This window comes from Brevundimonas diminuta ATCC 11568 (assembly GCF_000204035.1).
Lineage (GTDB): Bacteria > Pseudomonadota > Alphaproteobacteria > Caulobacterales > Caulobacteraceae > Brevundimonas > Brevundimonas diminuta.
In genome coordinates, this window is sequence record NZ_GL883086.1 from 2,399,237 (window position 1) to 2,402,364 (window position 3,128).

Sequence of the window (3,128 nt, forward strand, 5' to 3'; positions counted from 1 at the left end):
CCCGCCCTTCGTCCAGCGTCAGCCGCCCGTGCGCTCCCGGCCCCAGGCCCAGGTAGTCGCCGCCGCGCCAGACATGCAGGTTGTGGCTGGAACGCGCCGCCACGTCGCGGGCGTGATTGGACACCTCATAGGCCTCGAACCCCGCCGCCTCGAGCGTCGCCTGCGTGGCTTCATAGAGGGCGGCGGCCAGATCCTCGTCCGGCGGCGCCCAGGCGCCGCGCGCCACGGCCCGGCCGAAGGCGGTCGTCCCCTCGATGGTCAGTTGATAGGGCGAGACGTGCTCGAACCCCAGATCGAGCGCCGTGGTCAACTCGGCGGTCCAGTTCGCGACGCCCTGGCCCGGCCGGGCGTAGATCAGATCGATCGACAGGCGCGGAAAGGCGCGGCCCGCCAAGGCGATGGCGCGGCGCGCCTCGGCGGCCGAATGGTCCCGGCCCAGGAACTTCAGAGCTGCGTCGTCGAACGACTGCACCCCCATCGACAGGCGGTTGACCCCGGCCTGGGCCAGGGCGGCGTAGCGCCCGGCCTCGGCGTCAGTGGGATTGGCCTCCAGGCTGATCTCAATATCGCCAGAAGGAGGGAACAACGCCCTGGCCCGCTCGACCACCGCCGCCACGGCGTCGGGCGGCATCAAGGACGGCGTGCCCCCGCCGAAAAAGATCGAGGCCAGGGCGCGCGGCCCGACCAGGGCGGCCTGCGCCTCCAGGTCGTTCAGGATGGCCTGCGCCAGCTCCGCCTGCTCCTGCGTCCGCCCCCGGTCGCGCACCACGTTGAAGTCGCAATAGGGACAGATGCGCGCGCAGTAGGGCCAGTGGACGTAGAGGGCGATGGAGTCTTTTTCGTCCCTATCGCCGCCCTCGCGGAGGGCGGCTGCTTGAGGGACAGATGAATGCTCGCCCCTATCGCCGCCCTTGCGCAGGGCCGCGGCTCGTGCGGCGGGCGTCTCAGTCAATCAGCGCCGCCTTGAGGCGGGCGAAGGCGCGCGCGCGGTGGCTGAGGGCGTCCTTCTCGACCGGATCCATCTCGCCGAACGTCAGTTCCGAGCCTTCCGGCCGGAAGATCGGATCATAGCCGAAGCCCCGGTCGCCGCGCGGCGGGAAGACCAGTTCGCCGTCGATCTGCCCCTCGACCACCACGCAGGGGCCGTCGGGCCAGGCCACCGCCAGGGCCGAGGTGAACCAGGCGCGGCGATCGGTCGATGCGATCTCCTCCAGCCGCTGCTCGACCTTCTTCATGGCCAGGGCGAAATCCTTGGTCGGACCGGCCCAGCGCGCGGAATAGATGCCCGGCGCCCCGTCCAGGGCCGCAACCGACAGGCCGGAATCGTCAGCCAGGGCGACCTCGCCCGAGGCCTGGGCCGCGTGACGCGCCTTCAGCATGGCGTTGCCGACGAAGGTGGTCTCCGTCTCGTCCGGCTCGGGTAGATTCAGCTCTCCGGCGGTGACGATCGTGTAATGTCCATCCAGCAGCGCTTCGATCTCGCGCGCCTTGCCCGGATTGTGGGTGGCGGCGACGAGCCGCATCCCCTTGATCAGCTTGAGATTCATGGCGCGACCTTAGTCCCGTCCGGTCCATTGCGAAATGGTAACATCGTTAAACGATATGTAAGTTGGCTTTCGCCGGCGCACGACCTATCTTCATTTTCAAGGACGGACGGCCGCACCGTTCAAACGAGAGAAACATCTCGCAACAATGATCCAGCGGCACAACAGATACGCACAAAAAACGTGCATTGATGGAGAGACCGATATGCAAGCCATGCACAAGACCAATCTGATGGACCGTCTGGCTCACAGCCTGGGCAACGCCTTCCTGCTGGCCGCCCTGCCCGTCGCGGCGATCGCCCTGATCGTTCAGAGCTTCTGATCCTGCAGAGTTCGAGGGGGACTTTGACGATCGCCATGAACGCCGTGAAGAATAGAGCCGTGCGCGGGTCGGCCGGACCCGCCGCGGCGACGGCGCCCCTGTCCCCGGCCTGAGACGCCCGATGACGCGCTTGCGGAAACCGAACCGGCTCGCCACCGCCGCCCAGACCCCGCTTCGCGCCGCCCAACTGCGGGCGCCGAACCTGAGGACCATCGGTCCCGGCTCCGTCGCCAGCCTGCTGAAGATCGCGCTGGACGTGGCCTATGTGGTGATGATCCTCGTCACCGGCCTGCTGCTGCTTCTGTGGGTCGCCTCCATCTTCATACCCATCGACAATCTGAACGTGACCGTCTCGGACGGCGCGGACGGCCGCGAGATGCCGCTGACGCGTCCGCTGCTGTTGTTCGCCCTGGGCGCCCTGAGCGCCTATTTCGGCGGCTTCCTGATCATCCTGCGCCATCTACGCAAGATCTTCCGCACCCTGACCCTGGGCGACCCGTTCCAGCCGGACAATGTGCGCCGCCTGCGCCATGTCGGCCTGATCCTGGCCGTCGTCACCGGCGGGGTGTGGATCGTGCAGGGGCTGGTGGCGTCGCGCCTCGCCCCCGGCGTCATGGAGCCTCAAGGCGTCAGCGACCTGCTCACGCCCGTCTTTTCCGTCCTGGTCGTCTTCGTCCTGGCCGAGGTGTTCCGCGAAGGCGCCCGTCTTCGTCGCGAATCCGAACTGACGATCTGATCGAGAAACGCTAAAGCTCCCCCCATGGCCATCCGCGTCCAACTCGACCGCATCCTCGCCCAGCGCCGCATGTCGCTGACGGAGCTCGCCGACCGCGTCGGCGTGACCGTCGCCAACCTGTCCATCCTCAAGACGGGCAAGGCGCGCGCCGTGCGCTTCTCCACCCTGGACGCCCTGTGTCGCGAGCTGGACTGCCAGCCCGGCGACCTGCTGGCCCATGAGCCCGGTCCGCCGGACGCCTTCGACGACGAGGGCTGAGCGTGGCCCGCCCCCCTTCGGGCAAGGGACCGCCGAAAGCTGCGACCGGCGACGACGACAAGCGCATCTGGAACCGCGTGACGTCCACGGTGACGCCGCCCGTGCGCCGCAAGGCCGCGCGCGTGACGCCCGGCGCCGTCATTCCTGCGCTTGGAGAGGAAGCCGCGCCTCTCGTCGCGCCGCTCCCGCGCGGCGTTACGGGCAAGAAACGCGCGACGGCCCTGACGCCCGCCTCGGCCGGACGCTCAGCGACGCCTCCGCCCACCAG

The 3,128-nt window shown here is 68.7% G+C and carries 4 protein-coding genes and 1 pseudogene; 3 read left to right on the top strand and 2 right to left on the bottom strand.

From position 1 onward, the window contains the following. Both hemW and rdgB read right to left on the bottom strand, forming a co-directional pair. On the bottom strand, positions 1-793 hold a 793-nt coding region (hemW, locus tag BDIM_RS15535; protein ID WP_248601240.1), incomplete at its 3' end, for a radical SAM family heme chaperone HemW. Positions 794-944: 151 nt separating this feature from the next. Beyond that, a complete protein-coding gene (gene rdgB / locus BDIM_RS15540) occupies positions 945-1,547 on the bottom strand; it encodes an RdgB/HAM1 family non-canonical purine NTP pyrophosphatase (RefSeq protein WP_003166519.1) in 603 nt (200 codons plus the stop codon). 440 nt (positions 1,548-1,987) lie between these two features. On the opposite strand from rdgB, the gene BDIM_RS15545 reads away from it, so the two are divergent. The 3 genes and pseudogenes from BDIM_RS15545 to BDIM_RS18200 form a co-directional block, all read left to right on the top strand. Next, positions 1,988-2,602, top strand: coding sequence for a DUF2975 domain-containing protein (locus BDIM_RS15545; protein WP_003166521.1), 615 nt, complete (start codon positions 1,988-1,990; stop codon positions 2,600-2,602). A 24-nt stretch (positions 2,603-2,626) separates the two neighbouring features. Then, positions 2,627-2,860, top strand: coding sequence for a helix-turn-helix domain-containing protein (locus tag BDIM_RS15550; RefSeq protein WP_003166522.1), 234 nt, complete (start codon positions 2,627-2,629; stop codon positions 2,858-2,860). 2 nt (positions 2,861-2,862) lie between these two features. Continuing rightward, a pseudogene (locus tag BDIM_RS18200) lies at positions 2,863-3,128 on the top strand (hypothetical protein); the annotation flags it as partial.